This window comes from Brachybacterium sp. J144 (assembly GCF_036321705.1).
Classification (GTDB): Bacteria; Actinomycetota; Actinomycetes; order Actinomycetales; family Dermabacteraceae; genus Brachybacterium.
Genome location: NZ_JAZDCG010000027.1, coordinates 13,759 through 28,567, shown reverse-complemented (window position 1 = coordinate 28,567; position 14,809 = coordinate 13,759). Strand labels below are relative to the sequence as shown.

16 protein-coding genes and 1 tRNA gene are annotated in these 14,809 nt (G+C 72.8%); 10 read left to right on the top strand and 7 right to left on the bottom strand.

What is annotated here, in order from left to right; genetic code table 11:
• Positions 1-18: 18 nt before the first annotated feature.
• Both V1260_RS10400 and V1260_RS10395 read right to left on the bottom strand, forming a co-directional pair.
• Entirely contained in the window at positions 19-900 is an 882-nt protein-coding gene (locus tag V1260_RS10400) for a formyltetrahydrofolate deformylase (protein ID WP_329746747.1), read from the bottom strand.
• 266 nt (positions 901-1,166) lie between these two features.
• Positions 1,167-2,246, bottom strand: a complete 1,080-nt coding sequence (locus V1260_RS10395; protein WP_329746746.1) for an NADH:flavin oxidoreductase/NADH oxidase — start codon at positions 2,244-2,246, stop codon at positions 1,167-1,169.
• Positions 2,247-2,414: 168 nt separating this feature from the next.
• Here V1260_RS10395 and V1260_RS10390 point away from each other — a divergent pair, with 168 nt between their 5' ends.
• Positions 2,415-3,407, top strand: a complete 993-nt coding sequence (locus tag V1260_RS10390; RefSeq protein ID WP_329746745.1) for a LysR family transcriptional regulator — start codon at positions 2,415-2,417, stop codon at positions 3,405-3,407.
• Between the two features lie 85 nt (positions 3,408-3,492).
• On the opposite strand, the gene V1260_RS10385 is transcribed toward V1260_RS10390, so the two are convergent.
• Both V1260_RS10385 and V1260_RS10380 read right to left on the bottom strand, forming a co-directional pair.
• Positions 3,493-4,551: an alcohol dehydrogenase catalytic domain-containing protein gene (locus tag V1260_RS10385; protein ID WP_329746744.1), complete on the bottom strand. Its 1,059-nt coding sequence runs from the start codon at positions 4,549-4,551 to the stop codon at positions 3,493-3,495.
• 248 nt (positions 4,552-4,799) lie between these two features.
• Positions 4,800-4,873, bottom strand: a tRNA-Pro gene (locus V1260_RS10380).
• A 188-nt stretch (positions 4,874-5,061) separates the two neighbouring features.
• On the opposite strand from V1260_RS10380, the gene V1260_RS10375 reads away from it, so the two are divergent.
• The 8 genes from V1260_RS10375 (at position 5,062) to V1260_RS10340 (ending at position 10,973) form a co-directional block, all read left to right on the top strand.
• Complete coding sequence (locus V1260_RS10375; protein WP_329746743.1) at positions 5,062-6,156, top strand: intradiol ring-cleavage dioxygenase; 1,095 nt, start codon at positions 5,062-5,064, stop codon at positions 6,154-6,156.
• A gap of 83 nt (positions 6,157-6,239) precedes the next feature.
• A complete protein-coding gene (gene msrA / locus V1260_RS10370; protein ID WP_329746742.1) occupies positions 6,240-6,935 on the top strand; it encodes a peptide-methionine (S)-S-oxide reductase MsrA in 696 nt (231 codons plus the stop codon).
• Between the two features lie 35 nt (positions 6,936-6,970).
• Positions 6,971-7,843: a DUF881 domain-containing protein gene (locus tag V1260_RS10365; RefSeq protein ID WP_329746741.1), complete on the top strand. Its 873-nt coding sequence runs from the start codon at positions 6,971-6,973 to the stop codon at positions 7,841-7,843.
• Positions 7,840-8,172 (top strand): small basic family protein, encoded by a 333-nt coding sequence (locus V1260_RS10360; RefSeq protein ID WP_329746740.1) that lies wholly within the window; start codon positions 7,840-7,842, stop codon positions 8,170-8,172. The genes V1260_RS10365 and V1260_RS10360 overlap by 4 nt, the downstream gene beginning before the upstream one ends.
• A complete protein-coding gene (locus V1260_RS10355; RefSeq protein ID WP_329746739.1) occupies positions 8,169-8,921 on the top strand; it encodes a DUF881 domain-containing protein in 753 nt (250 codons plus the stop codon). Before V1260_RS10360 ends, V1260_RS10355 begins: the two co-directional genes overlap by 4 nt.
• A 176-nt stretch (positions 8,922-9,097) precedes the next feature.
• Entirely contained in the window at positions 9,098-9,541 is a 444-nt protein-coding gene (locus V1260_RS10350) for an FHA domain-containing protein (protein WP_329746738.1), read from the top strand.
• A gap of 4 nt (positions 9,542-9,545) precedes the next feature.
• Entirely contained in the window at positions 9,546-10,238 is a 693-nt protein-coding gene (gene ftsR, locus V1260_RS10345) for a transcriptional regulator FtsR (protein ID WP_442878152.1), read from the top strand.
• A 150-nt stretch (positions 10,239-10,388) separates the two neighbouring features.
• Entirely contained in the window at positions 10,389-10,973 is a 585-nt protein-coding gene (locus V1260_RS10340; protein WP_329746736.1) for a MerR family transcriptional regulator, read from the top strand.
• A gap of 95 nt (positions 10,974-11,068) precedes the next feature.
• On the opposite strand, the gene V1260_RS10335 is transcribed toward V1260_RS10340, so the two are convergent.
• Positions 11,069-11,860: a ParA family protein gene (locus tag V1260_RS10335; protein WP_329746735.1), complete on the bottom strand. Its 792-nt coding sequence runs from the start codon at positions 11,858-11,860 to the stop codon at positions 11,069-11,071.
• Between the two features lie 95 nt (positions 11,861-11,955).
• On the opposite strand from V1260_RS10335, the gene V1260_RS10330 reads away from it, so the two are divergent.
• Positions 11,956-12,975 carry a methyltransferase gene (locus V1260_RS10330; protein ID WP_329746734.1) on the top strand — a complete coding sequence of 340 codons (1,020 nt, stop codon included), beginning with the start codon at positions 11,956-11,958 and terminating at the stop codon, positions 12,973-12,975.
• Positions 12,976-13,056: 81 nt separating this feature from the next.
• On the opposite strand, the gene V1260_RS10325 is transcribed toward V1260_RS10330, so the two are convergent.
• Positions 13,057-13,686 carry a TIGR03085 family metal-binding protein gene (locus tag V1260_RS10325; protein WP_329746733.1) on the bottom strand — a complete coding sequence of 210 codons (630 nt, stop codon included), beginning with the start codon at positions 13,684-13,686 and terminating at the stop codon, positions 13,057-13,059.
• Between the two features lie 4 nt (positions 13,687-13,690).
• The gene (locus V1260_RS10320; protein WP_329746732.1) at positions 13,691-14,692 is read right to left on the bottom strand and encodes a sugar phosphate isomerase/epimerase family protein; all 1,002 of its coding nucleotides are present in this window, start codon (positions 14,690-14,692) and stop codon (positions 13,691-13,693) included.
• Positions 14,693-14,809: the final 117 nt, after the last annotated feature.

Genomic DNA, 14,809 nt, shown 5'->3' with positions numbered 1-14,809 from the left:
TGCGGCTCGCCGGTCTCGTCAGCGGAAGACGATCGTCCGGCTGCCGTCCAGGAGCACCCGCGACTGGGCGTACAGACCCACGGCCTGACGCAGGGTGCGCACCTCGGTGTCCTGACCGAGCGCCATCAGCTCGCGCGGGGAGCGGGTGTGGTCCACGCGGATGACCTCTTGCTCGATGATCGGGCCCTCGTCGAGGTCGGTGGTCACGAAGTGCGCCGTCGCCCCGATCTGCTTCACCCCGCGGGCGTACGCCTGGCGGTACGGGTTCGCTCCCTTGAATCCCGGCAGGAACGAGTGGTGGATGTTGATGCACCGCCCCGCGAGGTCCGCGCACAGCTCGGGGGAGAGGATCTGCATGTAGCGGGCGAGGACCACCAGCTCCACGTCGTGCTCGACGATCGCCTCCCGCACCCGGTCCTCGAAGGCAGCCTTCTCCTCGGCCGAGGTGACGGGGCGGTGCTCGAAGGGCACCCCGTGGAACTCGGCGAAGCGGGCGGGGGTCTCGTGATTGCCGAGCACGAGCGGCACCTCGATCGCCAGGTTCCCGGTGGAGGCTTGGTAGAGCAGGTCGTTGACGCAGTGCGTGGCCGTGGAGGTGAGGATCAGGGTCCGCAGCGGTCGGCCGACGCGGTCGATCGTCGCCTCCAGTCCGAAGCGGTCGATCACCTCGGCGAGCGCGGTGCGCACCTCGTCGAGGGAAGCGGCGGTGACGATCTCGACGCGCATGTAGAAGCGGTGGGAGTCGCCGCTCTCGAACTGTCGGCTCTCGGCGATGTTCCCGTCCACGGCGACGATCGCACCGGTGATCGCATGGACGATGCCGGGACGGTCCTCGCACACGAAGGTCATCACGTAGCGGTGCGCGGCGGTGGTCGAGGTGTCGGAGAGGGCGATGCTCATGGCGGGAGTCTAGGAGCGCGGGGCAGAGCGGCGGGGGAGCGCCCGTGACCGGATCGCCGGGATGCCGCGCAGGTCACGTCTCGCCATCGTCACCCGGCTCCCTCCGCCCGCCTGCTCTTCCCTTCGCCCGCCCCCGTCCACCTCGCCCCACCTCGCCCGCCCTCACCGTCGGTGCTGTCCATGAACGGGACGTCAGCCGCACCAGGCCTGCATATGGCAGGTCTGTGGCCGCTGACGTCCCTTTGAGGGACAGGGCGCGGACCGGCTCAGCGGTGGGCGCGGCGGTACTGCGCGGGGATGTACGGGTCCTCGACGCGCAGGGCGCGTGCGGCGTGCAGCGGCAGGTTCGCATCCCGCAGCAGCGCTCGGCCCACGAGGACCACATCGGCGAGGCCGGTGGCGAGGATCTGCTCGGCCTGGAAGGGCTCGTCGATCATGCCCACGGCGCCGACGGGCAGCCCGGAGGCGGCGCGCACCGAGGTCGCGGCGGGCGTCTGGTAGCCGGGGCCGACCGGGATCGGGGCGGGGGTGATGTTCCCCCCGGTGGAGATGTCCAGCAGGTCGACGCCGTGCTCGCCCAACCAGCGGCCCACCTGTCCGGTCTCCTCGAGGTCGAAGCCGCCGTCGACCCACTCGGTGGCCGAGAGCCGGACCAGCAGCGGCATCCCCGCGGGGATCACGGCGCGGACCGCGTCGACCACCCGCAGCAGCAGCCGCGCCCGGTTCTCGAGGGAGCCGCCGTACTCATCGGTGCGCTGGTTGCTCAGCGGCGAGAGGAACTCGTGCAGCAGGTAGCCGTGGGCGGCGTGGATCTCGACGAGGTCCATGCCGGCCTCGACGGCGCGGCGCGCCGCGGCGGCGAAGGCCTCCACGACCTGGTCGATCCCGTCGGCGTCGAGCGCGACGGGCGCGTCGAGGCCGGGGAAGGGAATCGCGGAGGGTCCGACGGTCTGCCAGCCGCCCTCGTCGGCGCGGAGGCTGCTGCTGCCGTCGGTGCCCCACTCGGGGTGGGTGGAGGCCTTGCGGCCGGCGTGGGCGAGCTGGATGCCGATCACGGCGCCCTGCGCGTGCGCGAGCTCGACGATCGGCGCCAGGGCATCGCGCTGCGCGTCGTCCCAGAGCCCCAGGTCGGTGGGGGAGATGCGGCCCTCGGGGACCACGCCGGTGGCCTCGACGATGATCGCCCCGGCGCCGCCCCGGGCGAGGGCGCCGTAATGCATCAGGTGCCAGGAGGTGGCTCGCCCGTCGAGGCCGAGTGCGGAGTACTGGCACATCGGCGGCACCCACAGCCGGTTGCGGATCTCGAGGTCTCGCAGGCGGATCGGGGTGAACAGGGTGCGGGTCATGGGGGTCCTTCCGGAACGGTCGCGCGCGGGGACCCCCGTCGGAGCCCTCACGCCGGTGTGTCGAGCCCACGCTAGGCCCGCGCGGCATCGACTGACCAATAGCGGAGCCGATGGCGGGTATCGGCCATGCGATGGGTCGCCGTCGCGCCCGGGGGTAGCATCGTCGGCATGTCCGCCGCACCGAGCACCCGTCGACCTCCCCGCCCCACCGCCGGGGGATCCGATCCCGGTGCGCGAAAACTGCCCGCCGGGGACCTCAACCTGCTGCGCACCTTCCTCGCGGTCTATCGCAGCGGCTCGTTCACCGCGGCCGCGCCGCAGCTGGGGCTCTCCCAGCCGACGGTGACCGCACAGATCCGCACCCTCGAGACGCAGATGGGCCACGAACTGTTCGAGCGTCGGCCGCGGGGAGTGGAACCGACCCGTGCCGCCCATGGCCTCGCGGCGCGCGTGGCCGAGCCGCTGGACGCCCTCTCGGGCCTCGACCAGCAGTCGTGCGGAGCAGGCGGTCGCCCCGCGCCGGTGCACCTCGCCGCACCCTCGGAGCTCCTGTGCACCCGGCTGCTGCCGGGGATCGCACCGCTCGTGGGGGAGGGCGTGCAGGTGCGGATCGCCCAGGGCGGCACCGAGCAGCTCCTCGCCGAGCTGCGCGAGGGGACGCACGACCTGGCGATCACGACCCGTCGGCCGCGGGGCGTGGGCCTGGTCTCCTACCCGCTGACCGACGAGGAGTACCTGCTGGTCGCCGCCCCCTCCTGGGCGGAGAGGTTGCAGGGGACCGAGTCCCTCGCGAGCGCGCTGCGGTCTGTGCCGCTCGTGGCCGATGCGGAGGAGATGCCGATGGTGCGCCGCTACTGGCGCACGGTGTTCGGCGCGCAGCCGCCGATCGGCCCGGCGCTCACGGTGCCGAGCCTGCATGCCGTGGTCGGTGCCATCGCCCGCGGTGCGGGGTACGCGGTGGTGCCGCGCTCGCTGTGCCTCGAGCATCTCGCGACCGGGCGACTGGTGCAGCTTGAGTGCCCCTGCGACGGCCCGCTGAACACGCTCTTCCTCGTCGAGCGCGCCGGAGCGGAGGCGAATCCGGACATCGCCCGGGTGCGGGACGCACTGCGGGCCGACGCCATCGACTGGGCCGAGCCGCAGCCGCCGATCCTGCAGTGACAGCGCTCCCGTGGCGGCGCCGATCCTGCCGTGACCCCGAGCGGGCCGCCCGATCCCCGGGTGGCCCGCTCGACGGACGCTCCGATCAGACGGCGAACGGGTCGACCATGACCTTCAGGGCGGTCCGTTCGTCCATCGCGGTGTAGCCGGCCGGGACCTCGTCCAGCCTCACGGTGCGGTCGAAGACCTTCCCCGGCGCGATGTCGCCGCGGAGCACCTGGGCGATCGCGTCCTCGAGGTAGGCGCGCACCGGGGCGGGACCGCCGGCGAGGCGCAGGTTCCGGCGGAAGAGGGAGCCGAAGCCGACGCCGGCGTCCTCGTACTGCGGCACGCCGACCCGGGAGATGACCCCGCCGGTGCGTGCGACCCGGTAGGACTGCTCGTACGCGGGCAGATGGCCGACCGCCTCGAGCACCGCGTGGGAGCCGAGGCCGCCGGTGAGCTCGAGGACCTGCGCCACGCCTTCGTCACCGCGCTCGGCGACGACGTCCGTGGCCCCGAACTCGCGGCCGAGGTCGGTGCGGGTGACGTGGCGGCCCATGAGGATGATCTGCTCGGCGCCGAGCTGCCGCGCGGCGAGCACCGCCGAGAGACCCACGGCGCCGTCGCCCACCACGGTCACGCTCTGCCCGGGGCGGACCTGCGCCATATGCGCGGCGTGGTAGCCGGTGGGGTAGACATCGGACAGGGTGAGCAGGGAGGCGAGGAGGGACTCGTCGGCGGTGGCCGGGTCGACGTCCGGGACGGCGACCAGCGTGCCGTCGGCCTGCGGGATCCGGGCGAACTCGGCCTGCAGCCCGTTGGTCTCCGGAGTCGCGTAGAAGCCGCCGTGCGGGCACGCGGTGTGGAAACCGTCGCGGCATGCGGGGCAGGCGTTGTCCGAGAAGGCGAAGGGGACGACGACCAGCTGACCGGGCGTCACCGAGGTGACGGAGGCGCCGACCTCCTCTACCACGGCGAGGGACTCGTGACCCATCGACTGCCCGTGCTCCTGCGCCGCCATGCCGCGGTAGGGGTGCAGGTCCGAGCCGCAGATGCAGGTGCGGACCGTGCGCACGATCGCGTCGGTGGGGCGGAGGATCGAGGGATCGGGGACGGTCTCGACGCGCACGTCGCCGGCCCCGTACATGACGGCTGCCTTCAAGGGGGACTCCTGGAGATCGGTGGGGATGCCGCCCGGGGCGGGGCGCCGCACGTAGCACCGACGGCGCGCGTCCTCGGGCCTGATCCAGGATGCGGCGGCGGGAGAGGGCGAGGGAGTCCCCGATCGGGGATGTACCGGCAGGGCACCCCTCGGGCTGGCGGACCCTGTCCCTTCCCGCCGGCGGAGCTCTCGCCCGGGAACGACGAAGCCGCCCTCCCGCAGTGCGGGAGGACGGCTCCGATCCTCGGTCGGGCTGACAGGATTTGAACCTGCGACCCCTTGACCCCCAGTCAAGTGCGCTACCAAGCTGCGCCACAGCCCGAGTGCCCTCCGTCGCCGGAGGACCGAGGAATACAGTACCCCGAGCCGGGCCGCGGAGGCGAATCGGGACGCGCGTGACCTGCGGCACTCGACCGAACCTCGGTGCACAGCCGGCGCACAGCCGAGCCTGGGCCGGAGCATGAGGACGCTCCGTAGCGTCCTCGCCATCCCCCCACGGAAGGCAGAACCATGACCCAGGCCCCCAGCCCCCAGGATCCGCGCTCGCAGGACCCCCGCATCACCGAGGACCCCGACGGCACCCTCCGCTACGAGGGCCGGCCCCTCGCCCACGCCGACGAGCCGCTCGCCGATCAGGGCCTCGCCTTCGACCTGGGCACCCTCGCGACCCGTCGCGCGGCCCTCGCCGCCTTCGCGGCCGGCGGCGCCGCGCTGGGCCTCGCCGCCTGCAGCGCCTCCGGGTCCGACGGCGCGAGTGACGGCGGGGGAGAGGCCGCCGCGACCACCGCCGACGGCGAGATCCCCGAGGAGACCAACGGCCCCTACCCGGCCGACGGCACCAACGGCGTCACCGTCCTCACCGAGTCGGACGTCGTCCGCAGCGAGATCACCACCAGCTTCGGGACCGGTTCCGCGACCGCGAGCGGCGTCCCGATGACGCTGAGCCTCACGATCACCGACCTCTCCACCGACAACGCGCCCTACGAGGGCGTCGCCGTCTACGTCTGGCACTGCACGGCCGATGGCCTCTACTCCCTCTACTCCGAGGGTCTCGAGGAGGAGAACTTCCTGCGCGGCGTGCAGGTCGCGGACGGGACCGGCACCGTCACCTTCACCAGCATCATGCCGGGCTGCTATGCGGGCCGCTGGCCGCACATCCACTTCGAGGTCTACCCCGACCTCGAGTCCATCACCAGCACCGACAACCTGCTCGCCACCTCGCAGGTCGCGATCCCGCAGGACGTCTGCGAGACGGTGTACGCGACCGCGGGCTATGACGGCTCGACGGAGAACCTCGCCCAGATCACCCTCGACTCGGACAACGTCTTCGGTGACGACGGGGGAGAGCTGCAGCTCGCCACGGTCGAGGGGGACGTCAGCGGCGGCTTCACCGTCGCCCTCCCCGTCGCGATCGACCCCACGACCGAGCCGGGAACCAGCGGCATGGGCGGCGGGGGGGCGATGGGCGGCGGCGCGCCGGAGGGCGGCGGTGGTCCTGGTGGCGGGGAGCCGCCCGCGGGCGCTCCGTCCGACGGCGGGGGCGAGCCCCCGGCCGCCGACGCCCAGGGCGCTCTCGTCGGCAGCGCGCTGGTCGCCTCCCGCTGATCCGCGCGCGGCGGGGAGCGAGGGTGGTGACGGAACCGTCACCTCTCTCGCTCCCGACCCCGCACAGGACTAGCGTTCGGAGCATGTGGCAGATGATGGATCTCCTGTACGCCCACAAGAAGGAGATGGTCTCCCCGGAGGACGCCCTCCCGGGTCGTGAGACCTCCCCGTACCCGCTCCTGCGCGAGCACCTCGTGCTCGGCACCGACATGCTCGGCCCCGACGCGCCCGAGGACCCCGAGCCCTGGCCCGAGGACGCCGAGGAGCTGATCCTCGCGGGCGGCTGCTTCTGGGGAATCGAGCGGATCGCCTGGCAGATCCCGGGCGTGCACACCACCTCCGCGGGCTATGCGGGCGGCTACACCCCGCATCCCACGTACGAGGAGGTGTTCTCCGCCCGCACCGGGCACGCCGAGGCGGTGCGCGTGATCTACCGCGGCGGGGACGCGACCCTGCGCGCCCTGCTCGCCGAGTTCTGGCAGCAGCACGACCCGACCACCGCGAACCGTCAGGGCAATGACGTCGGCACCGAGTACCGCAGCGCCGTGTACTGGACCTCGCCCGCCCAGGGCGAGGTGGTGCGCGACTCCGCACGCCGCTACCAGCAGGCGCTCCATGACGCCGGCCGCGGCGCGATCACGACCGAGCTGGTCCCGCTCGCCGAGGCCGGGAACGGTGCGTACTACACCGCGGAGCCCGAGCATCAGCAGTACCTCGCCCGCAACCCCGGCGGCTACTGCAACCACGGCTTCAACGGGGTCGCCTGCTCGCTCGGCTGACGCCTCCGGGACCCCGCGCACCGTATGGTGGCGGCATGCGCGAGCGGGACCACAGCACCCCCCACGGCGAGACCCCCTACTCTCCGACCTCGCTCCTGCGCGCCCTCACCGCGAACCCCTACGACGTCGAGGCGCTGCGCCGCCAGGACCCGATCGCCGAGACCCCGCCGCCCGACTCGCGGCTGACGAAGCTGCTCACGCTGCTGCTCGCCGTCGTGCTCGGCGCCGCGGTCGCGATCGCCGCCGCGGACCTCCGCGACCGGGCGAGCGCGGAGGACAGCCCCCGCGCCCTCCTCGAGCAGGAGGTCCGGGACTCGTGGGCGGAGGCCGACGAGCTCGAGGCCCGCCAGGTCGAGCTGGGCGACGAGGTCGCCGGTGCCCAGCAGGAGGTCCTCGACGACACCGCCCCCGGGGCCGCGGAGGCCGTGGGCCGCGTCGAGGTCGCGAGTGGCGGCACCGCCCTCACCGGGTCGGGCGTGGTGCTGCAGCTCGACGACTCCGATCCGCTCCCGCCGAGCCCCGGCGTCGCCGAGGGCACCGTCAACCGCGTGACCGACGGCGACCTGCAGATCGCGGTCAACGGTCTCTGGGCCTCCGGTGCGGAGGCGATCTCGATCAACGGTCAGCGCCTCACCGCCACGTCCGCGATCCGCACCGCCGGCTCGGCGGTCCTCGTCGACTTCCGCGCCCTGTCCCCGCCCTACCGGATCACCGCCCTCGGCGACCCCGACGCCCTCCGCGAGGGCGTTGAGAGCGGCGAGGCCGGCACCTATCTCACCGACGTCACGCAGCGCTACGCCCTCCTGATGACCTGGGAGACCGGTGAGGAGCTCACCGTTCCCGCCCGGCCCGCCGGCACCCTGCGCGAGGCGACCGTCTACGACCCCGACTCGGAGGATCCCGCATGATCGCCGTCCTCGGACTCGCCCTGGGCATCGCCCTCGGGCTGGTCCTGCAGCCCGACGTCCCCGTCGCCCTGCAGCCCTATCTGCCGATCGCCGTGGTCGCTGCCCTCGACACCCTCGCCGGCGGCCTCCGAGCGAGTCTGGACGGCGCCTTCGACGCGCACGTCTTCATCACCTCCTTCCTGTTCAATGTGCTCATCGCGGCCCTGCTGGTGTTCCTCGGCGATCAGCTCGGGGTCGGCCCGCAGCTGTCGACCGCGGTGACGGTCGTGCTGGGCATCCGGATCTTCTCCAACGCGGCGGCGATCCGACGCCGCCTCTTCCGTTCATGAGCGACGGCACCCGCATCCCCGAGACCCGCGCGGACCAGGACCGGGCCTGGTCGAACCTCCGCCGGACCCTCCGCCCGCGCGCCACCCGGTCCCAGGTGATCGTTGGCCTGCTCTGCCTGCTCCTCGGTGTGTCCATCGCGATCCAGGTCCGCCAGGGCGACGACTCCCTCGAGGGCGCCTCGCAGCAGGAGCTGGTGCGGCTGCTCGACGAGTCGGATCGTCACGTCTCGGATCTGGAGCTCGAGAACGCGGAACTCGATCGCACCCTCGAGGACCTCCGCAGCGGGCAGGAGGACGACGCCGTCGCCCGCGCCGCCGCGGAGGACCGCCTCGAGCAACTCGAGATCATCGCCGGCACCGCCCCCGCCCAGGGTCGTGGCATCGTCGTGTCGATCTCCGATCCCGGCCGGACAGTGCGTCCCTCCACCCTGCTCGGCGTGATCCAGGAGCTGCGCAACGCCGGTGCCGAGGTGATCCAGATCGGGGACGTGCGCGTGGTCGCCTCCACCTCGGTGACCAGCGACGAGGACGGTGCGCTGCTCGTGGACGGCACGGTCGTCCGCCCGCCCTATACGATGCGGGCGATCGGCGACCCCGACGTGATGGACCCCGCCCTGCGGATCCCCGGAGGCTCCGCCGACTCCGTCGCGGCCGACGGTGGCACCCTCGCGATCGCGACCGAGGAGGACGTCCGCATCGAGGCGGTCGTCGAGCTGACCGACCCCGAGCACTCCGAGGTGGTCAAGTGATCGTCAAATCCTCGCCGCAGGCTGGCCCGATCGTCCCCTGAGCGGGGGCGGACGTGCGAGGATGGGACGGGCGGTTTCCTGTTCACCAGCAGGAGCGCCGCGCGCGACCCCGACCCGGGGGCGCGGCCCGCGACCGAGTCAGAGGTCGGGGACAGCAGTCCAGGAAGGGGTGCGGGGTGTCCGGGAACACCGAGTGGAACGACGAGAATCTCGACCACACGTCGAAGCTGAGCGCGATCTCGCCCAGCGACCCCCTCGAGGAGGTCGAGCCGGGCCTGTCCTCGCAGGACCGCCGCGCCATCGAGAACCTGCCGCCGCGCAGCGCCCTGCTCATCGTGCGCAAGGGCCCGAACCTCGGAGCGCGCTTCCTGCTCGACTCGGACACGACCATCGCCGGTCGCCACCCGAACTGCGAGATCTTCCTCGACGACGTGACGGTCTCCCGCAAGCACGCGGCCTTCGTGCGCGACGGCGACGCCTTCCTCGTGCGCGATCTCGGGTCGCTCAACGGCACCTACGTGGGCAAGGACCGCGTCGACGAGCTGCGCCTGAGCCCCGGGCAGGACGTGCAGATCGGCAAGTACCGCCTGACCTACCACCCCTTCACCGGGACGGCCTGAGCGGATGCCGGCCTCCGCGAAGCGCAGGCCGGGCTCGTCCGGGCCAGCGCGGCTCAGCATCGGCCAGGTGCTGGACGCCGTCCGGGACGAGTTCCCGGACCTCTCGCACTCCAAGCTCCACTACCTCGAGTCCGAGGGCCTGATCTTCCCGGAGCGCACCTCCACGGGCTACCGCAAGTACCGCCCGGAGGACGTCGACCGCCTGTTGTTCGTCCTGCGCGCCCAGCGGGACCGCTTCTGGCCGCTCAAGGTCATCAAGGAGCACCTCCTCTCGCATGGCGTGGATTCCGAGGTCACCTCGATCGCCTCCCGTCCGGGGCCGACGGCCGCGGTGCAGGCCGTGCGCCTGGATCGCCGCGGTCTCGCGGCGCGCGCCGGGGTCGACGACGACTTCCTGATCGAGCTCGAGCAGTACGGATTCCTCCCCGAGGGTGCGCTATTCTACGGCTCCACGGAGCTCGAGATCGTCACCTCCGCCCGCGATCTGGCCGAGGGGGGACTGCACCCCCGTCACCTGGTCATGCTGCGCACCTCCGCCGAGCGCGAGGCGCACATGATCGGCTCCGTCGCGCGGCCCCGGTCGCGCACCGGCGACCCCGCGGCCCGTGGTGGCGCCGAGGACTTCGCCCGCGACCTCGGCGAGTCGATGATCTCCCTCCACAGCGCGATGCTGCGGCGCAAGGTCCGGGAGGGCTGAGGCCGGAGCGCCGGACCGCGGATCGTCACCGTTCCGTGATCTGAGATGCCCCACCCCACGGCGTGCCGGTGTCCCAGGGCGCAGGGGAGGGGATACTCTGTCAGCGTGCTCTCACCCTTCCCCCTCTGAGAGCCTGATCCGGAGGTAGCTGTGAACGCCATGAACGGCGATGACCGCACTGAGCAGTCGACCGTGCCCGCCGAGCCCGCACAGGGCGTGCTCTTCGACGACGTCGTCGAGACGCCCGGGGAGCTCGGCTACCGCGGCCCCGCCGCGTGCAAGGCCGCCGGCATCACCTACCGCCAGCTGGACTACTGGGCGCGCACCGGCCTCGTCGAGCCCAGCGTGCGCGGGGCGAGCGGCTCCGGCAGCCAGCGCCTCTACGGCTTCCGCGACATCCTGGTGCTCAAGGTCGTCAAGCGCCTCCTCGATACCGGCGTCTCCCTGCAGCAGATCCGCGTCGCGGTCTCGGCCCTGCGCGAGCGCGGCATCGACGACCTCGCGGGCATCACCCTCATGAGTGACGGCGCCTCCGTCTACGAGTGCACCTCCGCCGAGGACGTCTTCGACCTGGTCCAGGGCGGCCAGGGCGTGTTCGGCATCGCCGTCGGCCGCGTGTGGCGCGAGGTCGAGAACGACCTCGCCGTGCTCCCCGGGGTCAACCCGGCGGACGACGCCGCCCTCGCGCTGCAGGACGAGCTGGCGGCCCGCCGCCGCTCCCGCCGCGCCGGCTGATCTCGCGGCCTGCGCGCCGCCCCGAACCGAGAACGGCGGGTCCCTGGGGAAGGGGACCCGCCGTTCTCTCGTGCTCGGGCTCGCGCCCGGCTCGCTCAGGAGTGCTGGCGCGAGTCCAGGACCGTCTTCAGCAGGGCGTCGAAGTCCTCGGTGAGCCGCTTGCCGGAGGCCCCCTCGTACGTGTGCAGCGGCACGGCGCCGCCCTGGGCCTGCTGCAGGCCGACGCGCTCCTCGATCACCGGCTCCAGCACGGCATCGCCGAACAGGTCCCGCAGCTCGGCGAGACGGTACTGGTGCTCGACTGAGCGCGGACGATACCGGTTCACGACCAGACCCAGCGGATGCAGTCGCGGCGCGATGCCCTCCTCGCGCATCTCGGCGGCGAGCTTGAGCGCGCGATCCGCGGCGGTGACCGCGAAGAAGCCCGGCTCGGCGACCACGAGGGCGCGGTCCGACGCGGCGAGGGCCATCTGGGTGAGGCCGTTCAGGGACGGCGGGCAATCGATCAGCACCAGGTCGTACTGGTGGGTGCGCTTGTCGAGGGCGTCGCGCAGGCGCCGCACTTCCCGGGGGGCGGGGGCGGGGGCGTCGAGCACCGCCGAGCGGCTCGAGCCGGGGATGATGTCGAGGTGCGAGGCGGCGTCCTTCGACCAGGGCGCATCGATGATCGACCGGTCGATCGTCTCGGTGCGCGGCGAGGTGAGGACCTCCGCAATGTCGAGCGTGCTCGCCGGCTCGCCCAGCAGGCCGAGCGTCGAGTCGCCCTGCGGGTCGAGATCGATGACGAGGGTGTTCACCTCCTGATGGAGGGCGGCCGAGGCCAGGCCCAGGGTCACCGACGTCTTGCCGACGCCGCCCTTCAGGGAACACACACTCACGATGAACACCCCGCGAGTCTACCGACACGCACCTGCACAGTCGCGCATTCACAGCCGGTAGCCTGCACAGATCACGCCGCCGCCCACCGAAGGAGGGTCCCTCCGTGCCGACCGCCGTCCATCAGCTCGTGCTCGAGGTCCTGCAGGGCTGCGCCGACGCCGCCCTGGTCGAGGCCTCCCGTCTCGGACCCGCCCGGATCGTGACCCCCACCGAGCTCGCCCTCGAGACGGATGATCTCGACGCGGTGCGGTCCCTGCGGCGCGCGGTCTCCGCCTCCACCGCCCTCACCGTGCCTGCGCGGAGACCGCGCGAGCTGCTCGAGACCTCGGTGCAGCAGCGGCTCGGCACCCTCCTCGAGGACCTGGCCCGGCAGCGGCCGCGCCAGCGCTTCACGGGGCTCCGCCTCGAGGCCGCGGGCTCCGACACCCCCGAGATGCTCCGGGTCGCCGAGGCGATCGCGGAACTTGCCGGCGTCGCGCCGGCGGCCGACGGCGACCTCGTCGTGCGGGTGCGTCGCGGACGGGAGGCGGGCACCTGGCAGGTGCTGCTGCGCACCACGCCGCGACCGCTCTCCACGCGGGCCTGGCGGGTGATCAACTATCCCGGCGCCGTCAACGCGACGATCGCCGCGACCGTCCTCGACCTGCTGGAGATCGGCGAGGAGGACTCGCTGCTGGACATGACCTGCGGATCCGGCACTTTCTTGGTCGAACAGCTGCACGAGCTCGCTCCCGCGCGCTCGCACGGCATCGACCTGGACCCGGCGGCGATCGAGGCCGCCGAACGGCATCAGCGGGCGGCGCGCCGCCGCGGTCGGATCGACTGGCAGGTCGGTGACGTGCTCACGGCGAAGATCGAGCCGGGCTTCACCCGGATCGTGACGAACCCGCCGTGGGGCACCCTCCACGGGGAGCACGAGAGCAACCAGCAGCTGCTCGCGGACCTGCTGCGCCGCGCCGCGGAGCTCGCCGCGCCGGAGGCCCGTCTCGGCATCCTCACCCACGAGATCATCCGCATGCACGCGGTGCTCGACGGGGACCGCTTCGGCTGGCGGCCGATCCGCGAGCACCGCTTCTTCCAGAAGGGCCACCACCCGCGGCTGTTCCTGTTCGAGCGCGGCTGAGCAGAGCGCGCCGGGGGTCTCGCGGCAGACGCCGCAGCCCCGAGGTCGCGCGTCAGACGCCGCGGCCCCCGAGGTCTCCCGTCAGAGGCCGCGGCCTCCTGCGGCGAGCGCCCGTCGGCCCGCGTCGTCGCCGTGCACCCGCACCCGCGCGACCCGCTCCCGCCCCGTCGCCCAGAGCAGCAGGTCCACCGGCTCGCCGTGGACCCGCACGCTCGCGTCGGCCGTGCGGGAGCCGACCCGGGCCCCGCCGAGCGGCGAGACCAGCAGCACCCGCACCGGGACCCGCAGGGTCAGGGGCGCCATCAGCCGCACCGCCCGCCAGGCGTCCTCCTGGGAGACCGCGTCGGGACCGCGCGGCTCCCAGCCGTCCTGCGCCCGACGCAGGTCCTCGTGATGGATCAGCTGCTCGGCGAGGCCGCTGAGACGGTCGACCGCGCCGAGCGGCGAGAGGCGGCCGGGTCCCTCCCGCAGGCGCTCGACGAGCGTCTCCCAGTCCGCGGCCCGCAGTTCGCCCTCGACGGCGCGGGCCCGCGCCCCGTAGGGCCCCGGCATCCGCAGGCCCGGCACCAGGGCGCTGTGCCGCTCCCGGAGCAGCAGGTGCACCATCAGCTCACGTGCGTCCCAGCCGGGCAGGATCGTCGGGGCCGCGGGACCGAGCGCGAAGAAGGAGGCGGCGAGGGCCTCCCGCTCGTCGAGATGCGTCGGGGACATGCGCTCAGCCCTCGCTGCTGAACGCGGCGTCGAAGGACAGCTCGGAGGCCGGGTAGTCCAGGGACCGCAGGAACGCGAGCGCCTCCTCGGCGCCGTGCAACCGGTCCATGCCGGCGTCCTCCCACTCCACCGAGATCGGGCCCTCGTAGCCGATCGAGCGCAGCGCCCGGAAGGCGGCGTCCCACGGCACGTCCCCGCGGCCGAAGGAGACGAAGTCCCAGCCGCGCCGCGGATCGCCCCAGGGCAGGTGGGAGCCGAGGCGGGTGTTGCGGCCGGTCATGCGCACCCGGATGTCCTTGCAGTCCACGTGGTAGATGCGGTCCGCGAAGTCGGTGATGAAGGAGACCGGGTCGATCTCCTGCCACATGAAGTGGGAGGGGTCCCAGTTCAGGCCGAAGGACTCGCGGTGGCCGATCGCCTCGAGGGTCCGCTGGGTGGTCCAGTAGTCGTACGCGATCTCGGAGGGGTGGACCTCGTGGGCGAAGCGCACCCCGCACTCCTCGAAGACGTCGAGGATCGGGTTCCAGCGGTCGGCGAAGTCCTGGTAGCCCTCGTCGATCACGTCCTGGCCGACGGGCGGGAACATCGCCACGTACTTCCAGATCTTCGAGCCGGTGAAGCCGATGACGGTGTCGACACCGAGCTTCTGCGCGAGGCGGGCGGTGTTCTTCATGTCCTCGGCGGCCCGCTGCCGCACGCCCTCCGGGTCGCCGTCGCCCCACACCGCCGGACCGACGATCGCCTGGTGGCGGAAGTCGATGGGGTCGTCGCAGATCGCCTGGCCCTTGAGATGGTTGGAGATGGCCCAGACCTTCAGCCCGTGCTTCTCGAGGATCCCGAGCCGCTCGGCGATGTAGTCCGCGTCGTCCCAGCGGCTCGCGTCGAGGTGCTCGCCGGCGACGGCGATCTCGAGGCCGTCGTAACCCCAGCCGGCCGCGAGCTCCGCGACCTCGTCGAGGGTGAGATCGGCCCACTGGCCGGTGAACAGGGTGTGGGGATGAGCCATGGTCGGTGCTCCTTCGCAACGGGCGTCGAGGTCGGATGCAGGTAAGTGGGGTGTCGGCGGCTGGGTTGGCGTGGGCGGCTCGGAGGGGGCTCAGCGCAGGCTCGGTAGGAGCGCAGC